The 2,156-nt window shown below is 41.4% G+C and carries 1 pseudogene; it reads left to right on the plus strand.

The features are described from left to right. A pseudogene (locus ACFIL8_RS09385) lies at positions 1-2,156 on the plus strand (hypothetical protein); the annotation flags it as partial.

A 2,156-nucleotide genomic window follows, 5' to 3' on the forward strand; every position in this document is an offset into this window, starting at 1 on the left:
AATAATATAAAATTTGATCTAGCTAAGGATATTGCAGTCAATAAAGTAACTGCAGGAAACAGTACCTTAGATGCAACGGGCTTAGTGATTTCTGGTGGACCGAAAATAACAACGGGTGGTATTGACGCTGGTAGTAAGAAGATAACAGGCATTCAAAATGGCGCACTCACAGCAGAATCGACCGAAGCGGTCAATGGTTCCCAACTTTTGGCAACAAATACTGAAATTAATGAAGTAAGAGACAGTATTCTTGTTAAGCAAGTAGCAGAGATGGCTTTGACGCGCAGTCTCCGTGATGGAGGAACGGGCCTTATCACTATTGGTAAGGGAACAGGTGGTACCGAAATCAGTATTCTAAATAAGGATAATGGAGGGCGGAAACTTTCCGGTCTACTTGGCGGGACAATCAATGAAAATTCAGACGAAGCTGTAAGTGGTTCTCAGCTTCATACCCTAGGGAGCAGTGTTGCATCTTATTTCGGTGGTGGTGCTGACTTTGGAAATGGAAACTCAGTAGGTCCTACTTTTAAGATTAAAACTTTCGATACTGATGGAGAGGAAAAAAGAGAGAGTTATCAGAATGTAGCGGATGCGTTTGAGGGTGTTAATACGGCTCTCACGAATGTTCAGAATAAATTGACTGAACAGGTTAATAATGTGATTACCAAAGTGGAAAGCGAAAGCTTTGTTCAGCAAGATAAGACAACGAGTCGTCTCACTATTGGTGCAAAAGTAGGTGGCGCAGAAATCAATATTGCAAATAAAGACAAAGGGGATCGGACACTTTCAGGTGTTGGTGAAGCAACAAAGGATAATGAAGCAGTTAACAAAGGTCAGCTTGATAAAGGTTTGAAGGATCTTTCTACCAGCCTTCAGTCAGATGACTCGGCTGTTGTTCATTACGATAAAAAAGAGGGTGATAATGGCGGCATTGATTACACGAGTGTGACTTTAGGCAAAGGTAAGGATGCAGGACCAGTTGCACTTCATAATGTTGCCGATGGTCAGATTGCCAAGGGTTCACGTGATGCAATCACGGGTGGTCAGATTAATAAAATAGGTGAGGATGTAGCTAAGTTTTTAGGTGGAGAAGCATCCTTTAAAGATGGAGCTCTTACACAGCCAACGTATAAATTATCTTACATTGCTAAAGATGGAGTTGTAACAGAGAGTGCCTTTAAAGGTGTTGGAACCGCTTTTGCAGGTCTTGATGAGAATATCAAGAATGTGAATGCAAGGATTAAAGAGGTTTCTGAAGGAGTAGCACAGGATTCTTTGTTATGGAGCAAGGAAGCCGATGCCTTTGTAGCGCGTCATGAGAAGAAGCAAGAAGAACAAGGCAGAGCTGTAAGGACACAAGAAAACAGTAGAATTACGTTCCTTGCAAATGGTGAGATTAGCGCTACATCAACGGATGCTGTAACGGGTAGTCAGCTTTATTCGCTGAACGAACAACTTGCAACCTATTTTGGTGGAGGTGCTGGATATGATAAAGAGGGCAAATGGAAAGCACCGGATTTCAAGATCAAGCAGTTTGGTGAGGATGGTACTTCTTTTGACAAGAATTATCAGAATGTAGCAGATGCACTTACAGGTGTTGGAAGTTCTATCACGAATGTTCAGAATAAATTGACTGAACAGGTTAATAATGTGATTACCAAAGTGGAAAGCGAGAGCTTTGTTCAGCAAGACAAAACAACGCATCGTCTCACTATTGGTGCAAAAGTAGGTGGCGCAGAAATCAATATTGCAAATGAAAGCGGTGCGGATCGGATAATTTCTGGTGTTGGGGAAGCAAAGAACAATAATGACGCTGTTAACAAAAGCCAGCTTGATAGCAATATCAAGAATGTCAATGATAATGTAACAAATAAGTTTAGCGAACTTACTAAAAACATAACGAATATTACTCAGCAAGTTAAAGGTGATGCTTTGTTATGGAATGATGAAGCCAATGCCTTTGTAGCACGTCATGAGAAGAAGCAAGAAGAAAAAGGCAAAGCTGTCAGGACACAAGAAAACAGTAGAATTACGTTCCTTGCAAATGGTGAGATTAGCGCTAATTCAACGGATGCTATCACGGGTGGTCAGCTTTATTCGCTGAACGAACAACTTGCAACCTATTTTGGTGGAGGTGCAGGTTATGATGAGCAAGG

This window comes from Bartonella sp. AP57NXGY, assembly GCF_042195805.1.
GTDB lineage: Bacteria > Pseudomonadota > Alphaproteobacteria > Rhizobiales > Rhizobiaceae > Bartonella.